Annotated in this window: 15 protein-coding genes; 9 read left to right on the top strand and 6 right to left on the bottom strand. The window is 70.9% G+C overall.

The window, feature by feature from the left end; genetic code table 11:
• Together EX20_RS33205 and EX20_RS23415 are read left to right on the top strand one after the other, a co-directional pair.
• The coding region (locus EX20_RS33205) for a hypothetical protein (protein ID WP_034194919.1) at window positions 1-267 on the top strand (267 nt) is incomplete at its 5' end.
• A 399-nt stretch (window positions 268-666) separates the two neighbouring features.
• Window positions 667-1,065: a carboxymuconolactone decarboxylase family protein gene (locus EX20_RS23415; protein WP_034195047.1), complete on the top strand. Its 399-nt coding sequence runs from the start codon at window positions 667-669 to the stop codon at window positions 1,063-1,065.
• Window positions 1,066-1,216: 151 nt separating this feature from the next.
• Here the strand turns inward: EX20_RS23415 and EX20_RS23420 are convergent, their stop codons facing one another.
• The 3 genes from EX20_RS23420 to EX20_RS23430 are packed head-to-tail and all read right to left on the bottom strand — an operon-like array spanning window position 1,217 to window position 4,672.
• Complete coding sequence (locus EX20_RS23420; protein WP_034194920.1) at window positions 1,217-2,203, bottom strand: alpha/beta fold hydrolase; 987 nt, start codon at window positions 2,201-2,203, stop codon at window positions 1,217-1,219.
• Between the two features lie 7 nt (window positions 2,204-2,210).
• Window positions 2,211-3,773 carry a flavin-containing monooxygenase gene (locus EX20_RS23425; protein ID WP_034194921.1) on the bottom strand — a complete coding sequence of 521 codons (1,563 nt, stop codon included), beginning with the start codon at window positions 3,771-3,773 and terminating at the stop codon, window positions 2,211-2,213.
• A complete protein-coding gene (locus EX20_RS23430; protein ID WP_034194922.1) occupies window positions 3,770-4,672 on the bottom strand; it encodes an SDR family NAD(P)-dependent oxidoreductase in 903 nt (300 codons plus the stop codon). Before EX20_RS23430 ends, EX20_RS23425 begins: the two co-directional genes overlap by 4 nt.
• A gap of 87 nt (window positions 4,673-4,759) precedes the next feature.
• Between EX20_RS23430 and EX20_RS23435 the strand changes: the two genes are divergently transcribed.
• Window positions 4,760-5,416, top strand: coding sequence for a TetR/AcrR family transcriptional regulator (locus EX20_RS23435; RefSeq protein ID WP_034194923.1), 657 nt, complete (start codon window positions 4,760-4,762; stop codon window positions 5,414-5,416).
• 74 nt (window positions 5,417-5,490) lie between these two features.
• Here EX20_RS23435 and EX20_RS23440 read toward each other — a convergent pair whose 3' ends face one another.
• Window positions 5,491-6,462: a LysR family transcriptional regulator gene (locus EX20_RS23440; protein WP_034194924.1), complete on the bottom strand. Its 972-nt coding sequence runs from the start codon at window positions 6,460-6,462 to the stop codon at window positions 5,491-5,493.
• A 126-nt stretch (window positions 6,463-6,588) separates the two neighbouring features.
• Here EX20_RS23440 and EX20_RS23445 point away from each other — a divergent pair, with 126 nt between their 5' ends.
• From EX20_RS23445 to EX20_RS23470, 6 genes are all read left to right on the top strand, one after another.
• Entirely contained in the window at window positions 6,589-7,233 is a 645-nt protein-coding gene (locus EX20_RS23445; protein ID WP_014724518.1) for a glutathione S-transferase family protein, read from the top strand.
• Window positions 7,234-7,273: 40 nt separating this feature from the next.
• On the top strand, window positions 7,274-9,346 hold the full coding sequence (locus tag EX20_RS23450; RefSeq protein WP_034194925.1) for a 2Fe-2S iron-sulfur cluster-binding protein: 2,073 nt from the start codon (window positions 7,274-7,276) through the stop codon (window positions 9,344-9,346).
• Between the two features lie 132 nt (window positions 9,347-9,478).
• Entirely contained in the window at window positions 9,479-9,682 is a 204-nt protein-coding gene (locus tag EX20_RS23455) for a DUF2970 domain-containing protein (protein ID WP_011881436.1), read from the top strand.
• A gap of 512 nt (window positions 9,683-10,194) precedes the next feature.
• Window positions 10,195-12,429 carry a TonB-dependent siderophore receptor gene (locus EX20_RS23460; protein ID WP_034194926.1) on the top strand — a complete coding sequence of 745 codons (2,235 nt, stop codon included), beginning with the start codon at window positions 10,195-10,197 and terminating at the stop codon, window positions 12,427-12,429.
• 59 nt (window positions 12,430-12,488) lie between these two features.
• Entirely contained in the window at window positions 12,489-13,103 is a 615-nt protein-coding gene (pnuC, locus tag EX20_RS23465; protein WP_011881438.1) for a nicotinamide riboside transporter PnuC, read from the top strand.
• Window positions 13,104-13,126: 23 nt separating this feature from the next.
• Entirely contained in the window at window positions 13,127-14,335 is a 1,209-nt protein-coding gene (locus EX20_RS23470; protein WP_034194927.1) for a phosphotransferase enzyme family protein, read from the top strand.
• Between the two features lie 449 nt (window positions 14,336-14,784).
• On the opposite strand, the gene EX20_RS23475 is transcribed toward EX20_RS23470, so the two are convergent.
• Together EX20_RS23475 and EX20_RS23480 are read right to left on the bottom strand one after the other, a co-directional pair.
• A complete protein-coding gene (locus EX20_RS23475) occupies window positions 14,785-16,899 on the bottom strand; it encodes an HlyD family efflux transporter periplasmic adaptor subunit (protein ID WP_045578230.1) in 2,115 nt (704 codons plus the stop codon).
• A gap of 31 nt (window positions 16,900-16,930) precedes the next feature.
• Window positions 16,931-18,373 carry an efflux RND transporter periplasmic adaptor subunit gene (locus EX20_RS23480; RefSeq protein WP_046427536.1) on the bottom strand — a complete coding sequence of 481 codons (1,443 nt, stop codon included), beginning with the start codon at window positions 18,371-18,373 and terminating at the stop codon, window positions 16,931-16,933.
• Between the last annotated feature and the right edge of the window lies 1 nt (window position 18,374).

Here is an 18,374-nt window from a genome sequence, read left to right on the forward strand (position 1 = left end):
CCCGAAGTACCCGAAGTACCCGAAGTACCCGAAGTACCCGAAGTGCCCGAGCTACCGCCGCCCGACGTACCCGACGAACCGCCGCCCGATGTCCCCGACGTCCCTGAAGTCCCTGAAGTCCCTGAAGTCCCTGAAGTCCCCGAAGTCCCCGAAGTCCCCGACGTGCTCGGCTTGATCGACGGCGTCACCGGCCCGTCGACCGATCCGCAGCCATACAGCGTGACGACCGACAAGGCGGCCAGCGCCACCGTCGTTTTCTTGAAGTAATGATGCATGTTGGCCTCGACATTGGAAGTTGTGTCCGAGCCAACACTGCAAATTCCGCGCCACGACATGTTGTGCGCGATCCATGCGCGCTTTGTTGCGGGAATCGGGAAGATTGCGGTGATTTAAACGGGGGAAGGCAGGTTTCCGCGAGACGGCGCCGCGTGCTGCACGAATCGCCCGCCGCGGTGTTCCCGCCAGTCGCCGTAACGCCGGGCCGGATGTTACGTAGCGTCCTGCCCGCCGTCGCGCGTGCCCGGGCGCCCGGCCGGCGCGATGGGCGACGCCTTTGACGAAACGCCCGTACGCCGCGAACATCACGCGAAACCCACCGGAAACCCACCGGAAACCCACCAGGCCGCAGGCGACGCCGAAGCGGCCCACTTCGAACAGGACATCGACATGAGCGAACAGGACAGGGAGCAGGGCAAGGCGCGCCGCGCGGCGGTGATGGGCGACGCTTTCGTCGAACGCGCGATGCGCGATCTCGACGGTTTTTCGCGTCCGCTGCAGAACTGGCTGAACGAGCACGCGTGGGGCAGCACGTGGCAACGCGGCGGCATCGACCTGAAGACGCGCAGCCTCTGCACGTGCGCGATGCTCGCGGCGCTCGGCCGCAGCACGGAGCTGAAGGGCCACGTGCGCGGCGCGCTCAACAACGGCGCGAGCCTCGTCGAGATCCGCGAGGTGCTGCTGCACAGCGCGCTCTACGCGGGCGCGCCGGCCGCAGTGGAGGCGTTTCGCAGCGCGCGCGAGGTCATCGCCGAGCTTGGATTGTCATTGCCCGACGACGAAGCCTGAGCCGCGTCGCCGAAGCGGGCCGCGGGCGCGCATGCGCCGCCGCGGCGTCACCGCGCGCGACGCGCGGCGCGGTTCATGACCGCGGCCGAGCCGTGCCGACTCGCGCGAGCGGCCCGCGGCTTCACGCCCGCCGCGGCGCCGCCCAACGCGATCAGTGCTCGACGTGCGCGCGCGCTGCACCCGCATCGACGGGCGCCGCGGCGACTTCGAGCAACCAGTCCGCCGTCGCGTCCGGAATCGTGACGGGCAGCATATGCCCGCCTTCCACGACCTTCAGCCGCACGCGGGGCGACTTCTGCGCGAGCGCTTCGCCATGCGTGCGCCAGTCGAGGATCGGATCGGCGTGGCCGTACAGCACGTCGACGGGCACCGTGAGGTCCGCATAGCGGCGCTCCATCGCCGGCAGGTCGACCGGCGCGGACAACAGGTCCGTCGCGGTCGCATAGAACACGTGCGGGCGCAGCCCGAGCAACCCGCCGCCCTTCACCGCGAAGTCGTCCGGCACCGCGTCGGGCGCGAACACGTGCGCGACGGCCTTGCGCCCGGTCAGGATGGTCATCGGGATCGCGAAGGTCCACGACACGAAGCGGCGCACCAGCGGCGACGGCAGCATCAGCGGCTTGAACGGCCCGGGCGGCGCGCTCAGTTCGTGCGACAGCGGCGCGATCAGCGCGAGCCGGCTCACGTGCTCCGGATGGTTGAGCCCGACCGCGAGCGCGATCGCGCCGCCGAGCGAGTGGCCGACGAGCACGGGCCGCTCGAGCTTCAGCGCTTCCATGAACGCCGCGATGGTGCGCGCCTGCGCGAACACGTTCGCCTGCGAGCCGGCGCCGCGCAGCGAGCGGCCGGCGCCCGGCCGATCGACGAGGATCACGCGATGCTGCTGCGCGAGTCGCGTGAGCGGCAGATACGCAAAATTGCGCCATTGCCCGGCGAGCCCGTGCACGAACACGAGCGGCGGGCCGCTGCCGTACTCGACGTAGTGGAGGCGATCGCCGTCGATGTCGACGAAACGCCCTTCGGGCGGAAACGCGCGCGTCACGCGGTGCGCGACGTAGGCGGAGAACAACGCGAGCGCGACGAGCACGGCGACGACGCCGAGCAGCACGTTCAGGATCAGATGCAGCGTGTGGGTCATGTCGGCCTCAACGGGTTTCGAGTACGGGGTCGGCAGCCGGCGCGGCGGCCGGGCCGGTTTGCGCGCGGCGTTCGAAGCGCATCGCCGAGTCGGCGAGCCCGCTGAACTTCAGCGATGCGAGATCGAGCACGTAGTTCTGGTGAAACTTCCACGGCTTGCGATGGCCCTGCTTCGGCAGTATGCCGGCCGCGCGCTGGATGTAGCCGGAGCTCAGGTTCACGGCCGGCACGTCGCCGAGCTCGCCGGCGCCGAGCCGCGGCACGCAGGTGTCGTAGCCGTGCGCGCGCATGTGGTTCAGCAGCCGGCAGACGTAGCGCGCGATCAGCTCGGCCTTCAGCGTCCACGACGCGTTCGTGTAGCCGAACGACGACGCGAGGTTCGGGACGTCGCTGTACATCATGCCCTTGTAGGACACCGTCTGCGCGAGGTCGACCGGGCGGCCGTCCACCGTGACGCGCGCGCCGCCGAGCATCTTCACCTTCAGCCCGGTCGCGGTGACGATCACGTCGGCGTCGAGCCGCTGGCCGCTCTTGAGCTGCAGGCCGGTCGGCGTGAAGCGTTCGATCTCGTCGGTGACGATCGACGCGCGGCCCGTGCGGATCGACTTGAACAGGTCGCCGTTCGGCACGAGGCACACGCGCTGGTCCCACGGCATGTAGCGCGGCGTCAGGTGCTTCGCGACGTCGAAGCCGGGGCCGAGCTGCCGGCTCGCGGCGCGGATGATGAACCGCTTCGTGCGTTCGGGCTTGCGGCGCGACACGTTGTAGAGGTACATCGTCAGCAGCACGTTCTTGATCCGCACCAGCCGGTGCGCGAACCGCGACGGCAGCACGCGGCGCAACGCGTTGGCGATCCGGTCGCGCGCGGGCAGCGACACGATGTAGGTCGGCGAGCGCTGCAGCATCGTCACGTGCTTCGCCTCGGCCGCCATCGCGGGCACCAGCGTGACGGCCGTCGCGCCGCTGCCGATCACCACCACGCGCCGGTTCGCGTACGACAGGTCCTTCGGCCATTGCTGCGGATGCACGATCCGGCCTCCGAACGATTCCATGCCGGGCCAGTCGGGCAGGTAGCCGCCGTCGTAGTCGTAATAGCCGCTGCACATGTAGAGGAAGCGGCACGTATAGACGAGCGCGTCGGCCGCGCCGCCGCCGCTGCGCTCGACGCGCACCGTCCAGCGCGCGCGGGCCGAATCCCAGTCGGCCGCGACGACCTTCTGGCCGAAGCGGATCGTCCTGTCGATGCCGTACGCGCGCGCCGTGTCGCGAATGTAGTCGAGGATCGTCTGGCCGTCCGAGATCGCGTTGTCGCTGTGCCACGGGCGGAAGCTGTAGCCGAGCGTGAACATGTCGGAATCCGAGCGCACGCCCGGATAGCGGAACAGGTCCCAGGTGCCGCCGATCGCGTCGCGCGCCTCGACGATCGCCACGCTCGCATGCGGGCAACGCTTTTTCAGGTGACAGGCCGCGCCGATGCCGGACAGGCCGGCGCCGACGATCAACACGTCGAGGTCGCGGCTCTCGCCGGGATCGCGGCGCGCGTCGCGCTGGTCGGTGGTGGTCGAGCTCATGCGGGGTCCTTGGTCGGTGACGTGGGCAGCGCGGCCGGCCCGTGCGCCCGCGCGAGATTGCGCGCGCGGGCGCGGCGCACGTGGCGCAGGACGAGCCGCTGATAGCCGGCGCCGAGCAGGCGCGCGATCTTGTCGAGGCGGCGCGCATCGGCGCCGACCAGCACGCGGCGCGCATTGCGCTCGACGCCCGCGAGGATCTGCCGCGCGGCGTCGTCGGCGGTCGTCGCGTCGATCAGGCGGTTCGCCTGGCGGCGGTGGGTCGCTTCGTCTTGCCCGGTGAGCGCGTGGATGCTGGTGTCGACGCGGCTCGCGTCGACGATGCCGGTCGCGACGCCGCCCGGATGCACGCAGGTCGCGCTGACCGGCGCGCCGTCGAGTTCGAGCTCCATCCGCAGCGCTTCGGTGAAGCCGCGCACCGCGAACTTCGTCGCGTTGTACGCGCTCTGCGTCGGCATCGCGACGAGCCCGAACAGGCTCGACGTGTTGACGACGTGTCCGTCGCCCGACGCGCGCAGATGCGGCAGGAACGCCTGCGTGCCATGCACGACGCCCCAGAAATTGACGCCGACGATCCATTCGAGATCGTCGATGCGCGCGGTTTCCGCGCTCGCGGCCAGCGATACGCCCGCGTTGTTGAAGATCAGATTGACCTTGCCGTGCTCGGCCCGCACGAACGCCGCCCATGCGAACACCGCGTCGCGGTTCGCGACGTCGAGCCGCCGCGTGCTGGTGCGCACGCCGTATTGCGCGCACGCGGCGGCCGTGGCCGCGAGCCCGACGTCGTTCACGTCGGCGAGCGCGACCGCGCAGCCGCGCCGCGCCAGCTCGACCGCGAGACTGCGGCCCATGCCCGAACCGGCGCCGGTGATCGCGGCGACCTTGCCGGAAAATCCCTTCATGCGTCTTCCTCCCGTTTCGCTTGCGCTGCGTCCGCGGCGCGCTTATTGTGGTGTTGTTCGTCACCACCTTAGTTTTCGGGCGTCCCGATGTCAAACAGCGAAATGGAGAAAGCCCTCGAAACGCCGAAGCGGGGCCGCGCTTACGGCGGCGTGGCGCACGAAGTCCGGGCGGCCGGGCGGCGCGACGCGCTGCTGCGCGCCGCGACGCAGGTGTTCGGCACGGTGGGGTTCCGCAAGGCGACCGTGCGGTCGATCTGCCAGGAGGCGAAGCTCAACGATCGCTACTTCTACGCCGCGTTCGACAGCGCCGAGGCGCTGCTGCGCGCGACCTACCTGCATCACGCGCAGCAACTGCACGGCGCGGTCGCGCGCGCGGTGGCGGCGCGCGGCGGCGACCTCGACGCGCGCGTCGACGCGGGGCTCGCGGCGTTCTTCGGCTACCTGCGCGACCCGTGTGCGGCGCGCGTGCTGCTGCTCGAAGTGATGGGCGTGAGCGCCGAAACCGACGCGACCTACCAGCGGATGCTGCTCGATTTCGGCAAGCTGATCATGGAGATCGGCGCGACGCCCGAGGCCGCGACGCCCGCCGAACGCATCGAGCAGCGGCTCGTCGGGCTTGCGCTGGTCGGCGCGATGACCAACGTCGGCGCGGCGTGGCTGCTCACTGGTTATCGCGATCCCGAGGCGCAGATGGTCGCGAGTTGCCGGAAGGTGCTGCTGGGCACGTTGCGGCAAGACGGGTAGCGGCCGGCCAGCCGGCGCACGAGGCGCCGACTTTCAAATTTTCCGACGTGCCCGACCGGCACGCGGCCGCGTGACTAAGCCGCTCCGGGCGCGCGGCGCGCCGCGCGTTTCGACGCCGTCGCGCGCGCCGGTGCGGTTGGCCGTGCGGTTCCGATGCACGCTTTCATCGCGTCGACGAACGCGCGCACTTTCCGCGACGGCATGCGCGTCGACGGATACACCGCGTGGATCCCGGCTCGCGCCGAGCGCCATGCGGGCAACAGCCGCACCAGCCGGCCGGCCGCCACGTCGTCCGCGATCGAGAAATCCGTCAGGAGCCCGAAGCCGCCGCCCGCGAGCGCGATCGCGCGGCACGCGGTCGCGGTGTTCGAGACGACCGGCGCGACGCAGCGCACCGACGCGTGAGCGCCGCGCGCATGGTGGAGTTCGAGCGTATGCGGGCGCGGCAGCGTCGACAGCATCACGAACGGCAGCGCGGCGAGCGCGTCCGGATCGCGCGGCAGCCCGTAGCGCGCGACGAACGCGGGGCTCGCCACGAGCCATTTCTCGTATTCGCCGAGCTGCACCGCGCGGTAGTTCGAATCGGCGAGCCGGCCGATGCGGATCGCGACGTCGAGGTTGTCCGCGACGAGATCGACGACCCGGTCGTTCGCGATCAGCTCGACGTCGAGCGCCGGATGCGCGTCGCGCAACGCGACGATCGCCGGCGCGACCACCAGCGCGCCGTAGTCGATCGGCACGCTCACGCGCAGCGTGCCGCGCAGCGGCCCCGCGTCGGACGACGCGGCGTCGAGCGCGGCTTCCGCCGCACGCAGGATGTCGCGGCACGCATCGTAGAACGCACGCCCCGCGTCGGTCACGCTCAGGCGCCGCGTGGTGCGCACCAGCAGGTTCGCGCCGACCTCGGATTCGAGCCGCTGCATGTGCGTGCTGACGACCGTCTTCGCCAGCCCGAGCCGCTCGGCGGCGGCCGTCAGCGAGCCGGCATCGACCACCGCGACGAAGATCGCCAGCCGGTTCAGGTTCACGTCGCGCAGATCGGCCATCGTCGATTGTCCTATAAAAGAGGATGATGTTTCCGCGATTATCCGTCTTCTGCGCAGCAACGGCGCACGTTACGCTGGGGCCGTTCGTCGCCGAATTCCGGCGGCGCGAGATCCAGGAGCCTTGCCATGTCTGCTGCCAACCAGCCTGCCCGTCCGGTTCGCGTCTATTCGTTCCCGCTGTCCGGGCATGCGCACCGCGTTCGCCTGTTCCTGTCGCTGCTCGGCGTGCCGTTCGACACGATCGACGTCGATCTGGCCGGCGGCGCGCAGCGTGAGCCCGCGTTCCTCGCGCTCAATCCGCTCGGCCAGGTGCCGGTGATCGACGACGACGGCATCGTGCTGGCCGATTCGAACGCGATCCTGGTCTATCTCGCGAAGCGCTATGGCGACGCCCACTGGCTGCCGGACGACGCGCTCGGCGCGGCCACCGTGCAGCGCTGGCTGTCGTACGCAGCGGGGCCGATCGCGTCGGGGCCGGCGGCCGCGCGGCTCGTCACCGTGTTCAACGCGACGCTCGATCACGACGCGGCCAAGCGCACCGCCGCGAAGGTGCTCGCCGCGATCGACGGCGAGCTGGCCGGCAAGCCGTTCGCGGCCGGCGCGCAGCCGACGATCGCCGACATCGCCGCGTACACGTACATCGCGCACGCGCCGGAAGGCGGCGTGTCGCTCGAGCCGTATCCGCACGTGCGCGCGTGGCTCGCGCGCGTCGAGGCGCTGCCGGGTTTCGTCGGGATGCCGGCGACGCGCGCCGGCTTGCTCGCCGCGTGACGCGCGGCGGATCGACACGCGTAACCACCGGGAGAACGAGATGATCGCGCCGAGCGCCGCCGTACCGGGCTGGGAACTCGAGGTGCCGCCGTTTCATGCGGGCGAGCTCGCCGTGCAGCAGCGTGCCGGCGTGACCGAGGCCGCCGGTGCGGGCGGCCGGCGCGGCATTCGCCGCTTCATGCCGGACCAGCACCGGACCTTCTTTGCGCAGCTGCCGTTGTTCGTGCTCGGCGGCGTCGATGCGCACGGCCAGCCGTGGGCGACGCTGCGGGTCGGCATGCCGGGCTTCGTGACGGCGCCGGACCCGCGCACGCTGCGCATCGACGGCGATGCGTTGCCCGGCGATCCGCTCGCCGGCACGTGGCGGCCCGGCGTGCCGTTCGGCGGGCTCGGCATCGAGTTCGACACGCGTCGGCGCAATCGCGTGAACGGCGTCGTGCGGGCGGTCGACGGCGGTGCGCTGACGGTTGCGGTCGACCAGAGCTTCGGCAATTGCGCGAAGTACATCCAGGCGCGCAAGCCGGTGCGCGTGCCGCGTGAGGGCGAGCGGTCCGCGGCTGATGCGGCGCCCGAGGTGTCGGACCGGCTGAGCGACGCCGATCGCGTGCTGCTCGCGCAGGCCGACACGTTCTTCGTCGCGAGCGCGAACACGGCGGCGGCGGCCGGCCCCGCGCGCGGCGCCGACGTGTCGCATCGCGGCGGGATGCCGGGCTTCGTGCGCGTCGACGACGCCCACACGCTGACCACGCCCGATTTCAGCGGCAACCGCTTCTTCAACACGCTCGGCAATCTGCAGCTCGATCCGCGCGCGGGCCTGCTGTTCGTCGACTTCGACAGCGGCGACCTGCTGTACGTCGCCGCCGACGCGGAGATCGTGTGGGACGGGCCGCTCGTCGCGTCGTTCGACGGCGCGCAGCGCGTCGTGCGTTTTCGGGTGCGCGAAGTGCGGCGCACGCGTCGCGTGCTGCCGTTGCGCTGGTCACCCGTCGAGCGGGCGCCGCAGTTTGCGGCGGCGACGCGAGCGCCGGCCGCGACGGCTTCGCAAACGGCGGCGTCGCATGTGCCGACGCCCGCATCCGCCGCGCCGTCGGCGTCCGGCTGGCGCGCGCTGCGCATCGCGAAGATCGTCGACGAAGCGCGCGCGATCCGCTCGTTTCATTTCGACGCGGCGGACGGCGGCGCGCTGCCCGCATACGAAGCCGGTCAGCATCTGACGCTGCGCGTCGCGCTGCCGGGCGGCGATGCGCCGGCGATCCGCAGCTACACGCTGTCGGATGCGCCCGGCGCCGCCCATTACCGGATCACCGTGAAGCGGGAAGGGCGCGTGTCGGCGTGGCTGCACGACCACGCGCGCGCCGGCATGACGCTCGACGCGCAGATGCCGCGCGGCCGCTTCACGTTCGACGTCGCAAGCCCGCGACCGGCCGTGCTGGTGTCGGCCGGCATCGGCATCACGCCGATGATGGCGATGCTGCGACGCGCGCTGGCCGACGACAGCGCGTCGCGCCGCGTGGTGTTCGTGCACGGTGCGCGCGACGCGGCCGACCGGCCGTTTGCCGCCGAGCTCGCGCGTCTCGCACATGCCGATGCGCGCGTGTCGCTGCACTGCTTCGACAGCCGCGCGCAGCGCGACGGCGCGGGCCGCATCGACGTCGCGCAGCTCAAGCGCATCCTGCCGTTCGACGACTACGACTTCTACCTGTGCGGGCCGGCCGCCTTCATGCGCGAGCTGTACGACGGGCTGCGCGCGCTGAACGTCGCGGACGAGCGGATCCGTTTCGAGGCGTTCGGGCCGTCGAGCGTCGTGCGTACGACGCACCGAGCCGATCGCACGTCGCCGGCGGCGAGCGTGCCCGTGGTGTTTCGGCGCTCGGCGCGCGACGCCGAATGGACGCCCGCCGACGGCACGCTGCTCGAATTCGCCGAAAGCCGCGGCGTGACGGTGCCGTCCGATTGCCGGGCCGGCTCGTGCGGGACCTGCGCGACGCGCGTGCTGTCCGGCGCGGTCGACTACCTGCACGCATACGACGCAGCGGTCGAACCCGGCTGCGCGCTGCTGTGCGTCGCGCAGCCGGCCGCGCGGGCCGGCGAGCCGCTCGTGCTCGACCGCTGACGCACACGCGGCAACGCTGCGACACGCCGTCGCACGACGCGTGCTGCGCTAAAACCGCGCGCAACTGCTTCTTTTTCCGGAGACCTGTCGGACCGACGATAGCGTCAACCGATCGAACAAAGGAGCAACATCATGAAACTGTTCAGCATGATCCGTCTGGTTCTGTGGAGTTTCTTCGGCGTGCGCAACAGCAAGTCGCACGCGTCCGACCTCGCGAACGTCAATTTCACGCTGCTCCCGTTCGTCGCGATCGTGCTCGCCGTGCTGGTCGGCGCGGTGATCTACGGCGTCGTTCATCTGGTCGCCGATCCGACCGCGACGATGCAGGGGTTCTGAACGATGGCCGAAGCGCGCGCGAGCCGTCGCGCGCGTTTCGCGGTTCGCCCGGGCGTTGCACGTTGCCCGGCGAGCGCCGCTGCGGCGCGTCCTTCTCTCTAGGCGTTCTCCTCGCTTCAATCGCGTCGTCCCGCTTCACCTGCCCGGCGCGCAGCGCGCGCTTCACCCCATTCCCCGACCCGTTCCCGTGCCCGCGGTAAAATGCGCGCCGCGGCGTTTGAAGCGTTCCCCGCACGACACGCCCGCGCGAAGCCGCCGGCCGCCCGCTGCGCCGCCGATCCACCGATCGGCGGCCAGGCCGGCGCCCGGCGCGTCAGCGGCTCAGATGCCCCAACCTGCGCTATCCCGACCGATCGGCCCGCACGCGGCCCGATCGCGCGGCGCGTCCGACGCACGGCGGGTCGAGCACGCGCACGGCGTCTGTCCGGCACCGTCGCGGCGGCGTGCGCTTCGTGTTTCCCAGGTTCAGCGCGTTTCGACAGGAACGAGCGGCAAGTTTTCCATCCAGAACGATGACGGTGAATAGAACAATCGCGTTGGCCGCACGGCGGCGGCGCACGAAGGTCGGCTTGGGCGTGGGCCTCGGCATCACGCTTTTCGCGGCGCAGGCCGCGGCCGCGCCGGGCGACGCGCGACCGGCTTCGGATGCCGATGCGGCCGGCGGCGCGACGCTGCCGGCGATCACGGTCAGCGGCGAACGCGGCAGCGCGCTGCGCGCGCGCGAAGCGTCGGTCGCCGGCCTCGACGATGCGCCGCTGCGCGACACGCCCGCGTCGGTCAGCGTCGTGACGCGCGCGCTGATCGACGATCAGCAGGCGAAGCGCCTGTCGGACGTGCTGCGCAACGACGCGTCGGTGGTCAACGACTATGCGCCGGTCGGCTACTTCGAGGGCTTCGCGATTCGCGGCTTTCCGGTCGATCTCGCGAGCGCGATCCGGATCGACGGCCTGACGGTGTCCGGCGAACAGAACGTGCCGCTCGAAAACAAGGAGCGCGTCGAGATCCTGAAGGGGCTCGCCGGCATCGACAGCGGCGTGGTCGCGCCGGGCGGCGTGATCAACTTCGTGACGAAGCGCGCGGCCGACGTCGCGAGCGTGACGGCCGGTGTCGACAGCCGTGGCTCGACGTCGGCGGCCGTGGATCTCGGCCGGCGCTTCGGCGCCGATCATCAGTTCGGCTTCCGGATCAATGCGGCGAAGGAGAATATGCACTCCTACGTCGACGACACGAACGGACGGCGCACGTTCGGCTCGATCGCCGCCGACTGGGACATCAGCCCGCGCGCGAGCCTGCAGCTCAATGCGGAATTCCAGCAGTGGATCCAGCGCTCGGCGCCCGGCTACCAGCTGCTCGGCGGCACGGTCGTGCCGTCGGTCAAGACGACCTCGAAGGCGCTCGGCACGCAGCCGTGGGCGAAGCCGGTGACGACCGACGCGCTGAACCTGAACGCGCGCTTCGACTACCAGTTCAGCGACGACTGGAAAGCCTACGTCGCGGCCGGCCGCAGCCGCACGATGATCGACGACAACAGCGCGTTCCCGTACGGCTGCTCTTACGCGGCGAGCTGCGCGGGCGGCGCGACCTCGCCGTTCTTCTTCGGCGCGAACGGTGACTACGACGTGTACGACTTCCGCAGCCCGGGCGAATACCGCCGCAACGACGACCTGCGTGCGGTCACCACCGGCAAGTTCGCGACCGGCCCGCTGCGCCACGAGCTGACGCTCGGCATCAGCGTGCAGCGTCGCGTCGTGCATATGGCCGATGCCGTGTACGACTACGTGGGCAGCGAGAACGTCTACGGGCCGGACGTCGCGTTCCCGCCGTCGCCCAACACGCCGGGGCCGTCGTATCCGCGGCTCGACGCGTGGCAATACGGCGTGTTCGGGCTGGATCGCATCAGCCTCGGCGAGCACTGGCAGCTGCTGGCGGGCGGCAAGGAAGTGCTGCTGCGCCAGCGCAGCTGGGACAGCATCGACGGCGATGCGACGCATACCGATCGCTCGGTGTTCCTGCCGCAGGTCGCGCTCGTCTACAAGCCGGTAACGGCGTTGTCGCTGTATGCGTCGTACAGCAAGGCGCTGTCGCTCGGCGATCAGGCGCCGGTGCGCGCGACCAACGCGTATGCGTTCCTGCCGCCGGTCGAGTCGCATCAATTCGAACTCGGCGCGAAATACGACTGGCTCGATCGGATGAGCATCACGGCCGCCGTGTTCTCGATCAGCAAGCCGTTCCAGTTCGCGGACCCCGACGCATCGGGCGCGAGCTACACGTTCGTGCAACGCGGCACGCAACGGCACCAGGGGATCGAGCTGGGTGCGACCGGCCGGCTGACCGAGCGCATGGCGCTGAGCGCGAGCGTCGCGGCGATTCGCGCGCGTGCCTACGATTCCGGCTCGCCGGCGTACGAGGGGCACCAGATCATCAACGTGCCGGCGCTGCGCGCGTCGCTGTATGCGGACTACGCTGTGCCGCACGTCGCGGGGCTGAACCTGCTCGGCGGCGTCGAGTACAGCGCGGGCCGCAACGCGAACGAAGAGGGCACCGCGCGCGTGCCGTCGTGGTTCGTGTTCAATCTCGGCGCGCGCTATACGACGAAGATCGGCGGCCATCGCACGGTGCTACGCGTGTCGGTCGACAACCTGTTCAACAAGTTCTACTGGCGCGACGCGGGCGAGCAGCAGGGCGACGCGTACCTGTTCCCGGGCGCGCCGCGTACCGCGCGCGTATCGTTGACCTATGATTTCTGATCGTCCGGTGTGCGCGGCATGACGCGCGCCGCCGGCCGTTACCCAGGAGAGCACAGACGATGTCCCCACTCGAAATCGCCGGCGTGATCGTCAGCGCGCTGGCGATCTGGTTGACCGCGAAGCGGCGCATGCTGTGCTGGCCGGTCGGCCTCGCGTCGGTCGCGCTGTACGGCTGGATCTTCTTCGACGCGAAGCTCTATTCCGACATGCTGCTGCAGGGCGCGTTCGCGGTGCTGCAGGTGTACGGCTGGCGCCGCTGGATCGCGCAGCGTGAGCTGGACGCCGGCAGCGCGGGCGCTGCGCCGGCCGGCGACGTCGCGCCCGTGACCGGCGTGCGGCCGCGGCAGATGTTGCCCGACCTGATCGCGGCGGTCGTCGGCAGCGCGCTGCTCGGCGGAATGATGGCGCGCTGGACCGATGCGGCGCTGCCGTTCGTCGATGCGTCGCTGACCGCGTTCAGCCTCGTCGCGCAGTACTGGACCGCGCGACGCTACATCGCGTCGTGGGGGCTGTGGATCGTCGTGAACGTCGTGTACGTCGGGATGTTCGTGTTCAAGGCGCTGTATCTGACCGCCGGGCTCTATGCGCTGTTCATCGCGCTCGCCGTGATCGGCTGGCGCGACTGGCGTCGCTCGGCCGACGCATTGCATGCGGCGACGAGCCCGGCCGCCTGACACCTCACGGAGCAACGTCGTTCATGACATTTCCTCTCGAGCCGGACGCGCGTGCAGTGCGCGGTGAAGCCGATACGCATGACGTCGCGCCGCCGCAATTCGGCGTCGACGGCGAGCAGGCCGAGCGCGACTGGCCGCTGATGACGCTCGACGAAGTCGCCGGCGTGCTCGCGCGCATCGACGGCGCCGGCGCACCGGCGCGGCTCGCGTGGCACAGCCCGCGACCGTTCTCGGCGGCCGTGCTGGTCCACACCACCCGCGAGCGCGCACTGTTCGTCAAGCGCCATCACGCGAGCCTGCGCGACGTCGCGGCGCTCGCCGAAGAGCATCGCTTCATCGCCCATCTGCGGGCGCACGGCGTGCCGGTCGCGGACGTGCTGGCGGCGCGCGACGGCGCGAGCGCGTTCGCATCGGGCGAATGGACCTACGAAGTGCATGCGCTCGCGCCGGGCGTGGACGCGTATCGCGGCGTGATGTCGTGGAAGCCGTTCGCGCATCCGTCGCATGCGTATGCGGCCGGCCGCGCGCTGGCCGAACTGCATCGCGCGTCGGCCGGCTACGATGCGCCGGCGCGGCCCGTGCGCACGCTGCTGTCGAGTTTTCGCGTGTTGTCGTGCGCGGATCTGACCGGCGCGCTCGCACGCTGGGTCGACGCGCAGCCGCTGTTGACGCGCGCGCTCGGCACGCGCGACTGGCGCGGCGATGTCGCGAAGTGGATCGGCCCGTATCACGCGCGCCTCGTGCCGCTGCTGGGCGCGCTGCCGCCGCTGTGGACGCACGGCGACTGGCATGCGTCGAATCTGCTGTGGACCGACGCCGCACCGGGCGCGCTGGTGCGCACGGTGCTCGACTTCGGATTGGCGGATCGCACCTGCGCGGTGATGGACCTCGCGCTCGCGATCGAGCGCAATGCGATCGACTGGCTGGCGCCGGCCGCTGCACGCCGCGTCGAATACGATCAGATCGGCGCGCTGCTCGACGGTTACGAGTCGATTGCGCCGTTGAGCGACGACGCGTATGCGGCGCTCGTCGCGATGCTGCCGATCGTGCATACGGAGTTCGCGCTGTCGGAAGTCGCGTATTTCGGCTGTATCGTCGCTGCGCCGGAGATCGTCGACGTCGCATACGACGGTTACCTGATCGGCCACGCGCAATGGTTCGGCGAGCGCGATGGGCGGAAGTTGCTGGACTGGCTGGTGGAGCGGCGGCTTACGAAGCGGCGCAGCCTGTAAAGCCGCGTGCCGGAGGAAGTCGCGCCGGCACGCGGTTGCCCCGCGCTTCATCTTCCTTTCGTGCGGCGAGTTCTTCGAGGCAGAGCGTGAGAGGGCACCGAGACGATGTCTGCGCCCTCCGTGCTTTTGCGCGGAACAACGATTTCGACCGAAGCGCAGGCTCGTTTGAAGCCGAGCGGACCGGTTGCACGCCTGTGCGGTTTCGCGGGGGCTTGAGCCGTATGCGGGGAAACCTGCACGTACGGTTCCTGGACGAGAACATGCCGGTAACGGCGTGTCTTCACCGGCTTCGCTCGACGACGATCCGCGCACTTTCCCGCGCAGATACGCGGCCGCACCCAACCTCGCGAAGGGCGTCTCGGAGCACGACGCATGCCGCGCCGCGCCGAACCTGACGACACCGGCAATACGCAAACGGTCGCGCCGCGCTCGGCAGGCTCCTCAACGCGTCAGAAGCCCAGTTCGCGTTGCAATACCGCGGCGACGAACCGCAGGCCGCGGCCCAGGTAGCTTTCGCGGCCGGCGCCGAGCTGCGCCGTGCCGGGCACCTCGCGTCCCGGCCCGTCGCCGCCGCTGCACGCGTCGAAGCGCACCTGCCAGGTGGCTTGCAGCGGCACCAGCTGGTGCGTCTTCGGATCCTGCTCGGCGGGGATCGGGCCGCCGTACGTGCTGGCCACGGTGGGCTCGTCGAGCGTGGCCACGTTGACCTTGTCGATCGCGGCGATGCGGCAACGGCGCGCCGCGAGTTCGGGCACGTCAGACACGAACACGGCCGTCTGTCCGGCCGCGAGGCGCTCCACGTCGTGCTCGCCCACGTAGGCGTCGCCCTTCACGCCGCCGGGCGCCACGATGTCGTAGAGCCGCTCGCCGCGCGGCAGCCAGGTGCCGGGCGCTTGCGCGTCGTCGTTGGCCTGCACGGTGCCGTCGAACGGCGCGCGGATCGTCAGTCGCGCGATCTCGGCACGCAGCCCCGCCACCGTCTGCCGCGCCGACTCCCAGCGGCGTTGCAACGCCGTGCCCTGCTGCTGCAGGCGATCGTCGAACGATTGCTGCTCGACTTCCCAGCGCAGCCGCGCCTCCTCGGCGCTGGCGCTGGCCAGCTTCGCGTCGAGATCGGGCGACACCAGCACTGCAAGTGTGTCGCCGGCCCGTACCTTGCGCCCGTCGCGCGCCGGCTCCGGCGTCTCGGCGAGGTAGCCGGGCTCGACCGTATAGAGCCCCTGGGCGCGCAGCGGCGTGAGCACGGCCGGCGCGCTCACGCCGGCATGCCACGGCAGCACGAAGAATGCCAGCAGCGCCGCGCCCAGCAACGCGCTGCGCCGGGTTTCGCGGCGCCAGTGCAGCGCGTCGCGGCGCGCCCAGCAGTGCTGCGCCTCGCGCCACACCGGGCGCATGATGAACCAGCCGAATTCCACGCAGAACAGCACCATGCCGAGCAGCTTGAAGAACGCGTGATACACCACCAGCGCGATCGACATGAACACGGTCAGCCGGTACAGCCAGGTGGCGAACGAGAACGCGATCAGGAAGCGGCGGCGCTCGGCGCTGCACGGTTCGGGCTGCGGGTCGCCGAAGCCGAACAGCCGTTCGCGCAGCCACCAGCGGCCGAGCGCGAACGCGCGATCGTGCAGGTTCGGCATGTCGAGCCAGTCCGACAGCAGGAAATAGCCGTCGAAGCGCATGAAGGGGCTCGCGTTGATGCCGAGCGTGGCCACCCAGGTGGTGGTGGCGAGCAGGAACGCGCCGGCGCGCAGCGGCCCGTCGGGCAGCAGCGTCCACGCCAGCGTGGAGAACGCGGCGAGCGCCACCTCGCTGAGCATGCCGGCCGCGCCGATCCACAGCCGGCGGCGCCGCTCGGGCACCTTCCAGGCCTCGGTGGTGTCGGTGTACAGCACCGGCACCATCACCAGCAACGCCACGCCCATGGTCGGCACGCGGCAGCCGTGGCGCTGCGCCGTGTAGGCATGCGCGAACTCGTGCAGCACCTTGGCGAAGCCGAGCGCGATGCCCACGCCCACCAGGCCGCGCCAGTCGGCGTAGTTGTGGAAGGTGTGCAGGAATTCGTCCCAGCGCCGCGACGCGAGGAACAGGCCGAGCAGAGCCACCGCCGTGACCACGTACCAGAACGCCGGCCGGAACGCGAACGCGACGTAGCGGTGCGTGGCGCGCAGGAACGACATCGGATGCCAGATCGGAATCCGGATCATCAGGTAGTGCTTGAGCAGCCACATGGCGCGCGAGGTATGCTGCGCCGCCTCGTGGGCGTCGAGCCGTGCGGTGTCCGCGGCGCTCATGGCAACCAGCAGGTTCTCCTGGCGCAGCGTGCGCAGCAGCGCCTCCATGTCGTCGAGCGTGACGGTGAGGGTGGTGTCGCGGTTCACGGCCTCGACGATCGCGTTCGCGTCGTCGAGCGCCCAGCGCGAGAGCAGCTCGAACGCGGGCCAGCCGATCTGGAAGAAGCGGTTCGCGGCAGGATCGTGCAGCATCCAGGTCGGCGCGCCGTCGGGCGTCACGGGGCCGGCCGAGAGCGTCAGTTCCTGGCGCAGTTGCGGGAGTCGGTGCATGGTGCGAAAGCGTCGTGCGGGTCGTCGTGTTTCACCAGCCCAGCCACTGGCGGGCCAGCGTCAGCGGACGGCGCAGCAGGTAGTAGATCGCGGGTACCCACGGCCCGCGGATCCGTGCGGTGCCCATCGCGCCGAGCGGCGCATGCGCGTCGCCCGCATCGAGCGTGGCGCGCACGCGGTAGGCGAGCACGCCCTCGGGCGTCGGCTCGGCGCGCCAGGCCACGGTGTCGACGCGCGCGTCGTAGCTCGCCAGCGGCGAACTCTTCGGATACAGCGTCAGCGTGGTGCCGGGCTTCACGTCGATGTTGTCGGCCACCGGCAGCCACGCGGTCACTTCCACGTGCGCGGGATTGGCCAGCAGCAGGATCTTCTCCCCGACGGCCACCGCCTTGCCGGTCCATTCGTTTGGATCGCTGAAGATCGCCACGCCGGCGCGCTGCGCGGTGACGTTCACGCGCGCGAGCTGGCGCGCGGTGTAGTCGAGCTCGACGCGGCTCTGGTCGAGCTTGCCCTGGCGCTCGGCCATGTCGAGGCGGTTCTTGTCGTCGGTCACCGCGAGCTGCGCCGTCTGCCGGAGTTCCTCCTGGGCCGTGTCGAAATCCTTGCGGGCCACGGCGTAGCGCGACTGCAGCGTGGTGGCGTCGAGCGCGAGCAGCGGCGTGCCCTGCTGCACGACCTGATTCGGACGCACGTACAGGCGGTCGATCACGCCGTCGAGCGGCGCGCGCACCACGAACGGATCCTTCGGCGTGACCTCGGCCGGCGCGAGCACCGTGAGCCGCACCGGGATCACGCACGCCACCGCCAGCCCGATCAGCACGCGGCGCTGCTGGCGGCCGGGCTTCAGCAAGATCCGGGCACGCTCGCGCCACGAGGCGCGGGGCGCGAACGACTCGAACGCGTGCGCCCACACCTGGCCGAGCTCGGTCAGCAGCGCGGTGTCGGTGGCGCTCCAGATCCCGTCGCGCGCGAACACCACGCCGCCCACGGCGCGGCCGGCCCGATCGGTCAGCGGCAGCCACGCGCCGTGCTCGGGCCACCACGCGGCCCATTCCTCCACCACGTGCGGCGCGTCGGCGCGCAGGTCGGCGGCGGTGAAGGTGTGCACGCGCGGCCGCGCCGGCAGCACCGGCGCGCCCTGGCCTTCCACGCGCGCCGCGGCGTCCTCGGGCGGGGCGCTCTGCAGGCCGCGCGCGAGCGCCTTGCAAAGCTGGCCGAGCCATTGCACGTAGGGCGCGTTCGGATCGCTCTGAGGCAGGCCCGACAACGCGGCCACGTGGCCCGGCGTGTCGCCGCGCCACCACGCGGCCTGACGGTAGGGCACCAGCGCGAGCGTCTCGTTGACGATCGTGAAGCCGAGCGTGGTTTCGGTCGCGGCCGCGCGAGCGCGCGCCGACAGTTGCCAGAGCAGTGCGAGCTGCTGGCCGTCGATGCGGGGTTGAGCCGCCTCGTCCGCCGTACGGTTTGCCGTCATT

It is taken from the genome of Burkholderia sp. WP42 (assembly GCF_000745665.1).
GTDB classification, from domain to species: Bacteria; Pseudomonadota; Gammaproteobacteria; order Burkholderiales; family Burkholderiaceae; genus Burkholderia; species Burkholderia vietnamiensis.